Origin of the sequence: Microbulbifer sp. MI-G (assembly GCF_030440425.1) — a bacterium.
In the GTDB taxonomy this organism is placed as follows: domain Bacteria; phylum Pseudomonadota; class Gammaproteobacteria; order Pseudomonadales; family Cellvibrionaceae; genus Microbulbifer; species Microbulbifer spongiae.
On sequence record NZ_CP098023.1, the window covers coordinates 2,225,956 to 2,239,413 of the forward strand.

7 protein-coding genes are annotated in these 13,458 nt (G+C 52.2%); 4 read left to right on the forward strand and 3 right to left on the reverse strand.

Annotation, left to right across the window (positions count from 1 at the left end; genetic code table 11):
• Positions 1–470 precede the first annotated feature (470 nt).
• Positions 471–3,608 carry a TonB-dependent receptor gene (locus tag M8T91_RS09230; RefSeq protein ID WP_301413751.1) on the forward strand — a complete coding sequence of 1,046 codons (3,138 nt, stop codon included), beginning with the start codon at positions 471–473 and terminating at the stop codon, positions 3,606–3,608.
• A 125-nt stretch (positions 3,609–3,733) separates the two neighbouring features.
• Positions 3,734–5,329 carry a bifunctional UDP-sugar hydrolase/5'-nucleotidase UshA gene (gene ushA, locus M8T91_RS09235; protein WP_301413752.1) on the forward strand — a complete coding sequence of 532 codons (1,596 nt, stop codon included), beginning with the start codon at positions 3,734–3,736 and terminating at the stop codon, positions 5,327–5,329.
• A gap of 29 nt (positions 5,330–5,358) precedes the next feature.
• On the opposite strand, the gene M8T91_RS09240 is transcribed toward ushA, so the two are convergent.
• Together M8T91_RS09240 and M8T91_RS09245 are read right to left on the reverse strand one after the other, a co-directional pair.
• On the reverse strand, positions 5,359–5,532 hold the full coding sequence (locus tag M8T91_RS09240; protein WP_301413754.1) for a hypothetical protein: 174 nt from the start codon (positions 5,530–5,532) through the stop codon (positions 5,359–5,361).
• Between the two features lie 301 nt (positions 5,533–5,833).
• A complete protein-coding gene (locus tag M8T91_RS09245; RefSeq protein WP_301413755.1) occupies positions 5,834–8,026 on the reverse strand; it encodes an immunoglobulin-like domain-containing protein in 2,193 nt (730 codons plus the stop codon).
• 1,506 nt (positions 8,027–9,532) lie between these two features.
• On the opposite strand from M8T91_RS09245, the gene M8T91_RS09250 reads away from it, so the two are divergent.
• Entirely contained in the window at positions 9,533–10,849 is a 1,317-nt protein-coding gene (locus M8T91_RS09250; RefSeq protein ID WP_301413756.1) for an MFS transporter, read from the forward strand.
• Positions 10,850–10,856: 7 nt separating this feature from the next.
• Entirely contained in the window at positions 10,857–11,951 is a 1,095-nt protein-coding gene (locus tag M8T91_RS09255; protein WP_301413757.1) for a M24 family metallopeptidase, read from the forward strand.
• Here the strand turns inward: M8T91_RS09255 and M8T91_RS09260 are convergent.
• A complete protein-coding gene (locus M8T91_RS09260; RefSeq protein ID WP_301413759.1) occupies positions 11,935–13,200 on the reverse strand; it encodes an NAD(P)/FAD-dependent oxidoreductase in 1,266 nt (421 codons plus the stop codon). The genes M8T91_RS09255 and M8T91_RS09260 overlap by 17 nt on opposite strands.
• Positions 13,201–13,458 lie beyond the last annotated feature (258 nt).

Genomic DNA, 13,458 nt, shown 5'->3' on the forward strand with positions numbered 1-13,458 from the left:
TGCAATGTGACCGTATTAAAAAATGCTGATAATCAAGAAATATTTTCTAGTAACCACTAACACAGGATTCGAAAACTCTTGTTGCCCTCGGGTGGATCTTTCCTTTTTCCTCGCAGCTGTATCTTCTGCAGACTCTCGATAGTATTTTTTAGCTTTTGATGGCGTTTCGCCAGGAAATCCTGTTTAGCCTGGGCTGGCAGGAGTATTTGAATCCAAACTTCAGTTCCCCAGGAGATCTATCTCAAAGTGTAAACCCCGGGTTTGATCAAAATAATACGGTTATTCTGCTCGCATCACATAGTACCCAAAATTTTTACACCGCAAGATTCATAAAATTTTAACTTCGATGTCATTTTTCTCCCAGAGAATAGCGCCGCATTCACTTTCACCACAAAACTCAGCAGAAAGCGATAGACCATAACCGCATCCATAGTCGTTTTCTCAGGCCGCTTCACAATGAGGAGAATTATATGAAATCGTGCTCTTTTCCTTGCAGGCTCTTATCTGCCGCAGTGATCTCGGTGATGGCTGTTGCACCTGTGACCTTTGCCCAGGAAACCAGCACGGCGATCCGCGGTAGCGTGACCGATGGCGATGGCCAACCTGTGGATAATGCCAGGATCACCGTTATCCATACCCCCTCCAACAGCCGCCGTGAAATCCTTTCCAGTGAATCCGGTCGCTTCAGCCTCAACGGCCTGCGTGTCGGTGGTCCCTACAGTATCCGTGTGGAATCCGATGAGGACGAACAGGTCCTGAATGACATCTACCTGACTTTGGGGGCCCCTCTCACTCTGCCTATCGATCTGGGCAATGCAGACCTTCAGCCGAACGACATTGAGGAGGTGGTCGTATTCGCCGATGCCGAGATCTACACCAACCGCGGTTCCAGCAGTGTATTCGGCGAAGACCAGATCGCCAATTCGGCCACGTTCAACCGTGACCTCAAGGATGTGATCCGTTCCAATCCACTGGCGGTTGTCAGCCCGGATGGGGTGGAACTGAGCATCGCCGGTACCAATCCCAAGTACAACTCATTCACCATCGACAGTGTGGGCATTAACGATACCTTCGGTCTTCAATCCAATGGCTACCCGACCAACCGCCCACCCATTTCCCTGGACGCGGTGGGGCAGATTTCCATTTCCTATACGCCCTTCGATGCCCGCAAAGGAAAATTCAGCGGTGGCAACATCAATGCCGTAACCAAATCCGGCACCAATGCGTTCATTGGCAGCGCCTTTTTCGAATCCGTCCCCTGGGCGGGAACCGCCCGAGACGACAGCTTGACTGATGACGGCTCAGTAACCGAGTACGATATCGATAGCGAGGAGGAAACCTATGGCGCTACTTTTAGTGGCGCATTGATTCAGGACAAGTTGTTCTTCTTCACTGCCTATGAAAAATGGGAAGAGGATGTCGTATTCAATTACAATCTGGACACATTGGAAGGCCACGATGTCGATCAGGATGAGTTGTCGCGTGTGCTGAGCATTATGCGGGATGTCTATGGTGTGAATGATTCAGCGGGCTCGGCGCCGAGCCCGGACAGCGATAAAAAGCTGCTGGTAAAACTGGACTGGAATATCAGTGACAATCACCGGGCTGACTTCACCTATAGCAGTCAGGAAAGTCGCGCTGCTCGCAATTATACCGACAGCGATGATACGCTTAACCTGTCGTCCAACCTTTGGAGCCAGGCCCAGGACAATACCTTCTACACTGCACACCTCTTCTCCGACTGGAGCGACGGCTTCAGCACAGAAGTCAACTTGTCCTATAAAGAGTTTGAACAGGCTTCCCTGACCAACTCCGTCTGGGGCGAAGTCAATATCAGAACTGCCAATGGCACCATCGTTGCCGGCCAGGATGAGAACCGTCATGCTAACGAACTGGCTAATGAAGTGTGGAATTTCGGTATGCACGGCATCTACATGGCCGGTGACATCCAGTATCGTTTTGGTGTGGAAATTGAAGATACCTGGAATTATAACCTTTACGGCCGCGACGCAGCCGGTACCTGGAGCTTCGATAGCATCGACGAATTCGAAAACCGTCAAGTGGCCAGTCTGGAGTACGGCAATGCCTATACCAACAATATCCAGGACATCGCCTACGACGTAAATGGCATCACTTACACCTTATACGGCGACGCTACTCTGGAGCCCTTTGCCGACTTTGAACTGGTTGCCGGTCTGCGTTACGAAACCCTCAGTATTGACAGTGCGCCCAATCGCAACAGAAATTTCGAAGAAACCTACGGCTACACCAATACGGAAAACCTGGATGGCCGTGATATCTGGTTGCCGCGCGTCGGCTTCACCTGGAGACTGCGTGACGAGCTGACCCTGCGTGGTGGCGTCGGCCGTTACAGTGGCGGCATACCGCTGGTGTGGGTCGCCAATGCCTATACCAACGACGGCACTACCAAGGACTCCGTCTACCTCACCAACCTGAACCCGAACGTCGTGGACTTTACCAGAGTACCACAAGTAGCCATGGACGCCTTGGCGCCAGGCGCCGGCAGTACCAACAGCATAGATCCGGATTTCGAGCTACCTTCGGACTGGCGCTACCAGCTGGCCGCCGACTACGCCTTTGATATTCCCGGCCTTGGCGAGAACTTTAACTGGACCAGCGAGTTGACCTATGTGGAGCGGGAAAATGCTGTTTACTGGCGCGACCTGTCACGGGTGGACAATGGCAAGCGCGTCGGAGATCGTATCATCTGGGACAATATTTACGCCGGTACCGAGTTCGAGGGCAATTACGACCTGGAGTTGACCAATGTGGACAGCGGGGGTCGCAGCATTACCTGGTCCACGGCCTTGAACAAGGTGTTTGATAACGGCCTCACTTTCAATTTGTCCTATACCCACCAGGACATTAGCGAGATTAATCCGGGCACCAGCTCTACTGCGGAGTCTAACTATCAATTTGAAGTGGTGGAAAGTCGCGGCCTGCCGCTGGAAGGTACCGCCTATTATGAGATTGAACACCGTTTTGTGCTGAACCTGGGTTATCGGCAGGAGTTTGTGCCAGGTTATGCCACTAACGTCAATCTTTTCCTGGAGCGCCGTTCCGGGCGTCCCTTCTCCTGGACACTGGGTGCCTTCAGGGACGATGATCTCGGTGACCAGCCGAGCTTTGATGATTCGGACATCTACCTCCCCTATATTCCCTCCGGTGCCGACGATGCCACAATGGACTTCGAAAGCGGCCTGGGTTATGCGGAAATTGTAGCGATTGCCCAGCAGGCGGGTGTGGCCGGCTCCGCCGGAGGCTTTGTTGACAAGTACTCCGACACCATGCCTTGGGTAACCACCATGGATCTGGCCATTACTCAGGAAATACCCGGCTTCCTACCGGGACATCGCGGTATGATTTACCTGACCATAGACAACTTCGCCAATCTGCTGAACGACGACTGGGGCAAGGTGTACGATCTGGAATTCCCGCAGCAGATCCTGTTTGACTACGACGTGAACGAAAACGGCCAGTACATCTACTATGAGCCCTTCGGTGGTCTGAATACCAACAATTTCGAACGCTTTCAGGTTGAGCAATCCACCTGGCGTGTGAAACTGGGGCTGAAATACACCTTCTGATTGCCGTATCGTATCGGAAGCCTTCAGAGCCGGTGCTCAACGCCGGCTTGTTATTTACTGACAGCCCGGACCGCGGGATAACCGCTTTGCAGAAGGCGCAATCATTGAAGTATACGGGAGCAGCTATGGCCACGCAGAAACAATATCGGCAGGGTATACGCTTTTGTACAACACTCTTGGCAACAATGTTGCTGTGGTTTGGTCTTGCGTACAAGGTACACTCAGCGCAAGACAATTCAACCATCTGCCTGACCCTGTTGCACACCAACGACAACCACGGCCGCTTCTGGCACAACCAGCACGGCGAGTATGGTATGGCCGCGCGCAAAACGCTGGTTGAACAAATCCGCGCGGAGGTCGCAGCCGAGGGCTGCTATACCTTACTGCTCTCGGGCGGCGATGTGAATACCGGCGTACCGGAATCCGATATGCAGGATGCCGAACCAGATTTTAAAGGCATGAGCAGTATGGGCTACGACGCCATGGCAGTCGGCAATCATGAGTTTGACAACCCGCTTGAGGTCATCAGGAAACAGCAGCGCTGGTCGAGCTTCGACTTCCTCTCGGCGAACATCTATGACAGCGCTGGTGAGCGGCTGTTCAAGCCCTACAAGATTTTCGACAAGGGGGGGATGCGTGTCGCCGTTGTTGGCCTGATCACCCAGTCCACCGATAAAATTGGCAACCCACAGTACGTGAAAGCGTTCAGTTTTGTCCTACCGGAAAAGGAGATGGGGCGGCTGATGCCAAAGCTGCAAGAAGAGGCCGACCTGGTCATTGCGCTGACCCATATGGGTCACGACATACATTCAGTTGGTACCGACGTCGCTCTCGCTAGGGCGGTGGATGGTATCGATATCATTGTGGGCGGCCATTCCCAGCAACCGGTGTGCACCGATAGCCGGGGCGAACTGGTTGCAAATTACCAGCCGGGCGCCCCCTGCAAGCCCGACTTTGAAAATAATACCTGGATAATGCAGGCGCATGAATGGGGCAAATACGTCGGCCGGGCGGACTTTATTGTCGGCAAGGACGCCGTTCAATTGGTTGACTACCGCCTGATACCGGTCAACCTGAAAACATCTCAAAGCAATAAACAGGCGTTCGTGCAATCCAGAATCAAGCCCGACGAGGATCTGCAGGCCTTTCTGCAGAAATTTCACAATAAAGGCGGTGCTGCCCTGCGCAAGGTCATTACTCGCGCCGAGCGGACCTTTGATCGCCGTGACAAACGCGCATTCCCCAACGTCAGCCCACTGGGCAGCCTGATTACCCGAGCATTCAGGGAGTTTACCCGTGCCGATATTGCCATCACCAACAGTGGCGGCATTCGCGATAACCTGTATAAAGGTGACGTCACCGTCAAATCGCTGATGCAGGTGATGCCCTTTGCCAATACCGTGGGCTATGTGGAACTCGATGGCAGGGAGCTGCGCCAGTACCTGGAGGCTATTGCGCTGTTGCCCCGCAATGAGCGAGGAATTCAGTTTAGCGGCATATCCTTGACCGGCGATGGTAATCTCTCTATCGGCGATGACCAGCGGCCCCTCGACCCCGACCGGGTCTACCGGCTGGCCACCAACAGTTTTCTGGCAGCGGGCGGTGACGGCTATCCGCCCCTGTTGGGCATGCCCACTTACGTAGATAGTGGCGTTGTGGATTTCACCACAGTGCGGCAACTGCTGGCAGGGCGCGAAAGCATATCCCCTGAGGAATTTTGACCGGTACAGCGCGCTTGCATATACCTTTTCTAGTCGGTGATTTTCATGCCACTTATAAAACTGATACCACCCTGGCCATGTGCACGGTAGAGCTGGAGAACCGAAGCGCCTACACCGGTTTGCCTGAGAATCGCCAGTATCTGGTTACCGGTATAACAGCTTTTTACTGCAGAATGTCCTGAGTCCAGAATACGAGACAACATACTTTCACTTTTGTTCGCTTCCGGAAAAATTACCAAGAAGCCCACATCCCAGATAGTGTCTCTATGGTGGGTATGGCAATATCGCCATTGATTCCCGATTAGCGTAAGTTTTATAAGCAGTGAGGGTGGGTGAATAACCCAGGTATTTAGAACAGTAGGACCCAGGATATGCGAATGAGTGGCGTTGATTCATCAGCGCTCGATTTGCGTTGGTACCACCGAAGCCGCCGTGAAGCGGTGGCTTCGGTGGTGGTGTCCCCTTTAGGGACTGCCGCCACAGTTTCACCTCTGGGTGCTTTTGTTAAAGCTTGGTCCAGGCATCTTGCCAGTGCATACTGCTGCCTGGTGCATACACGGCGTTTGAACACCAGCCAGAATAAGGCCATGGCTTGCACTGATACAAAGCACTGTCGCTTCCAGTCACGATTTCGCCCGCAGTGTAGCTGGCATTTCTATCGTACAGTGGATACTCACCCGGAGGACTGGTATCGCCGCCAGCTTTAACAACAAAGCTGGTATTATAGTTTATCGTTTTGCCAGTTGCAGTTGTACCTGTCACCTCCAGTGTATAGAGACCGGCCTCTGCGTTATTGATGATCAGTGGTAGGTGCGCGGTGCTGGCAACCGATAGGTTGTGATTGCTGACCGCAGTGCCACCCTGATCAGTAATTCTGACCTCCAGATCCATCGTTTGGTTGACAGCAACATGCACAGACAGGTTTACCCTGCCATTGTCCACAGTGTACTCAGCAGCAACAGCTGAAACGCTTATCTCTGCATCAGACGCTGGTTCATTACCGCTGCCGCAAGAGCTGTCGGTCACCTCACGCCACACCCCCCATTCTCCGGTGGTTCCAGGCTCCTCACCCCTGGTCCACCAGCCAGCCACCCACTGAATACCGCTGTGAGAGACGGCATCACCTTGTACATAAGTGACATTGGATTTCCAAGGGCTGGCACAGCTAGAGCCGTCGGACACAGTCACTTTCCGCTCAGCAGTTACGGTTTGGCCCGCACTGTCGGTAACAGAATAGGTGAGTGTGTATACACCAGCAATGGCTGTATTTACAAAACCAGACACCTGTACGGCAGCTGTCAAGTCACCGTCTTCAGCATCACTGGCAGTAATACCGCTCATTGCATCAAACGGAGTATTTAACAGGATAATCGTGCTGGCAACACCGAGAAGCTCCGGCTTTAGACTATACACTTCGACGGAGCGAACAACAGAAGTCGTATTATTGTCACTATCTGTTGCATGATATGTGAGTGCATAGGTACCGATGGTATGGGTATCTACATAGCCATCAACCCGAATAATACCAGTGAGATCACCATCTTCAAAATCCCTGACACTCACGCCCGCCAGGGCATCAAATAAACGCCCCTGCAGAGTACGGGCATTCTGAACCCCTTTAAAAACAGGCTTGCCTTCCACTGGTGGTGGCGGAGTCGGTGAGTGACTGTGGATAAAGGGGCCGTAGTCTTTGATAAACTGTTCATTATAGAGATTACCCGATGCATCGGTGCCCATATCCCAATTGATAGACCAGGTCATGACACCACGGAGGCCCTGACCCTGTGAATTAAGGCGCCCAAAAGCGTTGTACAGTTTTTGGGGATCTCGAACAAAACCAGTAGCTGCCGCATCATTATTGGAAGGAATACCGAACACCAGCTTGTCGTGTGGAATTTTGTGGAAGCCGCGAGTGCCGTTTACCAGAGCGTCTGAAATGTAATAAATGAATTCCTCTTTCAACGCATCGTTATTCTGGGCAATCCAGCCAACACCTTCAACCCAGATACCATCTCCACCCTGATTGTAAAACTGGGGGTTAATCCAGTCGTAGTAGCCTTCTAGGTGTTCAATATAGGGCACATACCTGCCACCGGTGGTCAAATAAGGAAATTCAGGTGCCATAGTGATCAGAAAGTTCTTACCCTGCGCCCTGTAGTGGTCTTTAACAATACGTAATGCGGCTGGAATCACGATCTGATTATCCGCAGCGGTGATGGCTGCTTGTTCCAGGTCGATATCCAGGCCATCAAAACCGTAGCGATCAGTCAGGCGGATGATTTCATCTGCGAAAGGCTGTTCGTCACCTGCCCTTAATTCAATATGAGCATCCGCTCCGCCCAGAGCGATCAGAACCGAACGCCCTTCGCCGTTAAGCTCACTAATCTGATCAATAAACTGCTGTTCTGAAAGGCCAATGCTCAGGTCCAGCTGAAAGGTGGGAATACGCCCGGCAGAGGTATTGAAAACTTTCATGAAAGCAACATTCACCACATTGTACATCGGATCAATTGCATCCAAGGTGACACAAGGTGCATTTCCTCCCTGGTATCCTCCACCATCACACCAGTTGTGCCAGTATCCGACCACAACACTGCCGGCTGGGTTGACCATGGCCGCACTGTTGGCCTGTGCCGTAGCGCCTATCGCAATAATTGCTGCAGAAAAAGCAATTTTTAAAAATTTTTGTTTGAACATAGGTTGGAACCCTGATGGTTAATAACGCCCAAAGGGAAAGATGACACCAGCAAGAATCTGATAGTATCTCACCCTCTGAGTATCGAGAATTGGTTATCTTTTTTTGTATCAATTTCGCCCAGAAATCTTCGGCTCATCCCGCTTTTTTCCACCGCTGATTGCGAAATTCATGTAAAAATAGCATTCGGCTGAAATTTCAGAAGTGAGCCAACCGCTGGCGTATTTCACAGCTTTCGCACATAAAAACAGCAGTCATGATTAAAGGCTAAATCCGACAATACAAGCATTTGACCCAAAGGGAAGATACCAGATCAAAGACGTTCCTGAAAATGATCCGCTTCACAAAGTGATCGCTGATTTTTTACAGGATACTAAGATCAGCGGACAGTGCTGATTGAAAAGACACGGAGTCCAATAGCTCTTTCTTTCAAACTCCAGTCGCCCAAAACGACTAATGCCGTGGGCGCACGGATTGGAAATAATCAATCAAATCTTTAAGGGTAACCCCAGGAATTTTGTCTGACAGCTGGTCAGACCGAGAGGCCTGACCATTGTCTCTTATGGCAGTTCGATCACCATTATCGTCATGAGGGTGCTCTTTCTACTGTTCAAGAAAAAAATATAGGACACTTTACCTCCCGCGCTCGCTTACACACGCCACACTCTAGCCAGATGATCTGTCCGATGGCAACCCCTGAAAACAGAAAAAGAAACTGGCTCAGTGCTCGTTGCTAGAGCGAAGATAATGGGACCATTGTACAGTGCTTTGGTTCCGGAAAAATCCAGAAGCAACTCCCGTCATCGTACGTGAAAAACCTGTGTAATTACCTGCTCCTCGATTGAGTGAATCAGATCAACAGCGAAAGAGCGGTTGTATTAGGTTTTTTATCAACTTTGCCGTGATTGCTGACAAATGAATGAATGTTATGGGTTCTGACAGGTATGAATGCTTTGAGTGGCCTTGTGCAGGTGATGTTGTGGATACTTTACGTACTAATTTCTCGTCAGTTTTGGTACTGGGCATGGCTTGTCCTGAACCCTTGCAAAAACGGTATGCCCACACCCTGCTTTCATAAAGCAGCATTCTCAAGGGAGGTTGGTAGGTTTTACACGCCTGTTTTTGTAATGGATACGAAAGAAGAGGGTTACTTGATGTACGTGAATACCCTGGTGAGCAGACACTCGATACTGGGAATGGAGATATCATGGCTTTTTATTGACCACCCACCTGATGGTGTTCGACGAATTTCGGTTGAGCCTCCATCAATGGTGAAAGATATTTTTTGCATGCAATATTAATTTAATATTATTATGTGTACAATAATAACAATAGTGAGGAAGATAAAAATAGGCTAAAAAAACAACAAGAGGCAGTAAATGGCAGATACTCCCGCAATAATGAACAGTCAAACTGAAGCTCCCCCGATCCAGAAACAATCGGGGTCAACGACAGTGGAACAGAGGAAATCGGGGTATTTTCCAGCCAGCTTTTACGTCGCAAATGTAATGGAAGTTTTTGAGCGGCTGGCGTGGTATGGATTCTTTACCCTCTCATCGCTCTATATGACCAACAGTGTGAGACAAGGTGGGCTGGGGCTCAGCGATGCACAGCGGGGCACGATTCAGGGCGTGATTCCATTCCTGTTGTACCTGCTCCCGGTATTCACCGGCGCGCTGGGTGATCGTTATGGTTACAAGCGCATGTTCCTCGTGGCCTTCGCCATCATGACACCAAGCTATTACCTGCTTGGCCAGGTATCGGGTTTCTGGCCATTCTTTGTCGTTTTGCTGTTAGTGGCCGTGGGTGCGGCCATTTTCAAACCACTGGTGGTTGCGACGGTAAGCCGGACCACGGATCACCACAACCGTGCACTGGGTTTTGGGATTTTTTACACCATGGTCAATGTAGGCGGTTTTGTAGGTCCGGTGGTGGCAGGTGTTGTGAAGGGCTTCAGCTGGGACTGGATATTCTCCGTTGCCGCCTGCTGGATCGCGGTCAATTTTCTCTTATTGCTGTTTTACCGTGAGCCCTGCCCCACCGCACCTGTACAGCAGCTGCGGCAAGGGAAATCTCAACCGGATTTACAACCCGAGCAGAATATCTTCAAAGAGATTGTGCAGGTTCTGAGAAACCGGCGATTTGTGCTCTATCTGCTTATCATGTCTGGATTCTGGACCTGCTATAACCAGCTTTTCCTGACCCTGCCTCTGTACATTCGCGACTACGTAGATACTGCACCGCTGCTGGCCAGGGTTGAGGCATTTAGCCCAACCATTGCCAAGAGTATCAGCGAGGGAACCCCTGGGAAAATCAGTCCGGAATTTATCATCGCTTTCAATTTCGCCAGCATTCTGAGTTTACAGATCGCAATCAGCCAACTGAGTAGAAGACTGGCCTCCCTCCACGTGCTGATCTCCGGAACCTGCGTAATAGCCGCCAGCTTTCTATGGATGGGCTTCGGTCCGGCATTTGGCGGCACTGGTATTGTACTGGCCGTTGTCGTGTTCTCTGTGGGGGAAATGCTGACCTCTCCAAAAAGCCAGGAATACGTCGCTGAGTGTATGCCTTCAACTCAGGCGGCGCTCTTTATGGGGTATTACTTTCTCTCCATGGCACTGGGCTTCCTTGTGGCAGGCCTGCTTTCCGGGTGGGGCTACGGGTATCTGGCCAAAGAACTGGGAAAACCTGAGTGGATGTGGGGCGGCTTCGCCGCCCTATCCGTCTGCTGTGCCGGAGCCCTGCTCTGGTACCGGGTACGTATTTTAAGTCAAACCCTGAAAGCCGCCGACAACCATCAATTCCGACAGGACCTGTGTAAATAGGTGCAAAATGACACGTTTACAGCGTCTCAAAAATTGTTTCTCCGGGCTCGGAATCGACGGTATGCTGATTACCGGCATGGCAAATATTCGCTATCTGTCCGGATTCGCCAGCGACGAACAGGGGGTTGCCAGCTTACTGGTTGCTGACAGGCCGTACCTTATCACCGACTACCGCTTTGACGAGCAGGCTCGGGAGCAGCGTACAGATGACGGGGTGGAAATTGTCGTGCGGGCCCGCGCTGAAGAGAGCCTCGGGCAGACGCTCCAGCGGCTCGCCAAGGGCGCTGCGATCAAAAGGCTCGGTTTTGAGCGGGAACACATCCGCTACAGTCATTGGCAGGCCCTGGCTGCAGATTTGGCCCTGGATACAGAGTGCTTCAAGCCACTAAGCGACGTGGTGGAAAAACTGCGCAGAAGAAAAGATGCGATGGAACTCCAGCATATACGCACTGCCGCGCAGGTGGCGGATGCCGCACTGGAACAGATAGCCAACAAACTGAGCCCGGGTGTTACCGAGCGCGGCGTTGCTGTGGAGCTCGAATACGCACTGATGCAACGGGGTTCGGAGGGGGTTGCTTTTCCTACGATCTTTGCCTCCGGCCCACGCAGCTCACACCCTCACGGTATGCCAACGGATCGGGTAATCGAGCGCGGCGATATGGTCACTATCGATTTCGGTGCGGTAATACAGGGATACCGCTCAGATATGACACGCACCTTCGTGCTGGGAAAAGCCAGTACCCAACAGCGGGAAGTCTATTCCCTGGTGCAGGAGGCGCAGCAGTTGGGAGTGGACCGCGTAACCGCCGGTGTGGCTTGCTCCGAGCCCGCAAAGTACGTGGCAGAATTTCTCAACAACAGCCCTTACGCGCGTTTTGCTGGAGACGGCCTTGGACATGCCATTGGTCTGGAGACACACGAAAAACCCTACTTTGCGAAGGAAGATGACACCGTTATCGAGCCAGGGTATGTAATGACCGTTGAACCCGGTATTTATATACCGGGCTGGGGTGGTGTGCGCATCGAAGACGATATTCTGGTCAAAGACGAAGGGATAGACTTGCTGACGAATTTCCCCCGCAAGCTTATTGAAATCGATTAATACTAAATGGGGACAGGTCGATTTCGGGGGCCTTACCCTCTATTTGGTCCGCGAGCAGCTCTGCGCTGATCGCCGCCTGTGTCAGCCCCAGATGCTGGTGTCCAAATGCGAAGGCCACCCGCGGATTATCCGGGGCGGTACCCAGTACTGGAAGTGAATCGGGCAGCGAGGGACGAAACCCCATCCAGCGGCAGGCACCCGTATGACGGATTCCCGGTAGCAGCGAACGGGCGTGTTCAAACAGAATATCTGCACGCGCGTAATTTGGCTCCGCTTGCAGCCCGCCAAGTTCCACTGTGCCCGCCAGGCGCAGACCTTTCTCCATCGGTGTTATCACGAACGAACGCTCAAAAGAAACCAGCGGTCGCGCCAGGTCACACCCGGCCTCTGGCAACATCAAATGGTAGCCCCGCTCGGTATCCAGTGGCACCCGATACCCCAACTGCCGGGCAAGCGGTTTTGACCAGGCGCCAGTGGCAATAATCAATCGCTGGGAGGAGATGATTCGGCCACTGGAAAAATGAATATGTATCGAGTCACTGCGGCTCTCGAGTCTGACGACCTCTTCGCGCAGGATAGCTCCCCCAGCCTGCAAAAAGTTTTCTGCAATGCCTGTGACCAGCCTATAGGGGTTGGCGGTGTGTGCCGTGCGCGGAAAATACAGGCCGCCGGCAACACCGGCGCTCAGCGCCGGTTCCAGCGCCCGTATGCCGGCAGCGGAAAGCGACTGGATTTCTACACCATGCTCCTTGAGTAGATCCACTGTTGTCTGATTTTTGCGTGCAGATTCTGGCCGCTCGTACACCGTTAGCGCACCCCGCTTGGTCATTAATTCCGTCAGACCAATACGGGCCAGCAGGCGGTCGTAACTTTCAATGGAACGACTATTGAGGGCGCGTAAATGCCGGCAGGATTTTTCCACATTGCCAGGCCAAGCCGCCATGGCGAAGCGCACTAACCAAGGCAGGAGCTTATATAGGTAACCCCAATGAATGGATAGTGGCCCGAGTGAATCCATCAGCAGCCTGGGTATTGACAATATTGTCTGTATATTCGCCAAAGGCAGTACGACGTCGGTGGCGAAGTGGCCTGCATTGCCATATGAACACCCCCGCCCCGGAGGGTCCCGATCAATCAGTGTGACTTTGTGTCCCCGGTACTGCAGCTGCTCCGCTACGGCAACGCCGACAATCCCCGCCCCAATGACAACCAGTTCACGGATTCCTTTTTGCCTATTTTCTACTGACACACTTTGTACCTGCGGCGATGGCACTGCCATGTCCCGATTACCGATGCTCAGTCGGTGTAAGACAGGAGACCCTCTCTCCAATCAATGCGCTACTGGTGGCATCCCCTCAAACGGCGCTGACTGCCCTCAAACGAGGTGGCGGGCAAATACCAAAGGGCCTGTCCACTGCCCTTTTGGGCCCGCGCTCGGCTTGTGCCAGCCTTCTTTCGATAGTAAAAAAGATCAGGCGGGCCTTTCCCCCAGCCGTAAGCCGTTAGT

Coding starts and splice junctions, on each gene's coding strand:
- M8T91_RS09245 (WP_301413755.1), bottom strand. CDS start 8,026: ATGTTCAAACAAAAATTTTTAAAAATTGCTTTTTCTGCAGCAATTATT.
- M8T91_RS09250 (WP_301413756.1), top strand. CDS start 9,533: ATGGAAGTTTTTGAGCGGCTGGCGTGGTATGGATTCTTTACCCTCTCA.
- ushA (WP_301413752.1), top strand. CDS start 3,734: ATGGCCACGCAGAAACAATATCGGCAGGGTATACGCTTTTGTACAACA.
- M8T91_RS09230 (WP_301413751.1), top strand. CDS start 471: ATGAAATCGTGCTCTTTTCCTTGCAGGCTCTTATCTGCCGCAGTGATC.
- M8T91_RS09240 (WP_301413754.1), bottom strand. CDS start 5,532: ATGTTGTCTCGTATTCTGGACTCAGGACATTCTGCAGTAAAAAGCTGT.
- M8T91_RS09255 (WP_301413757.1), top strand. CDS start 10,857: ATGACACGTTTACAGCGTCTCAAAAATTGTTTCTCCGGGCTCGGAATC.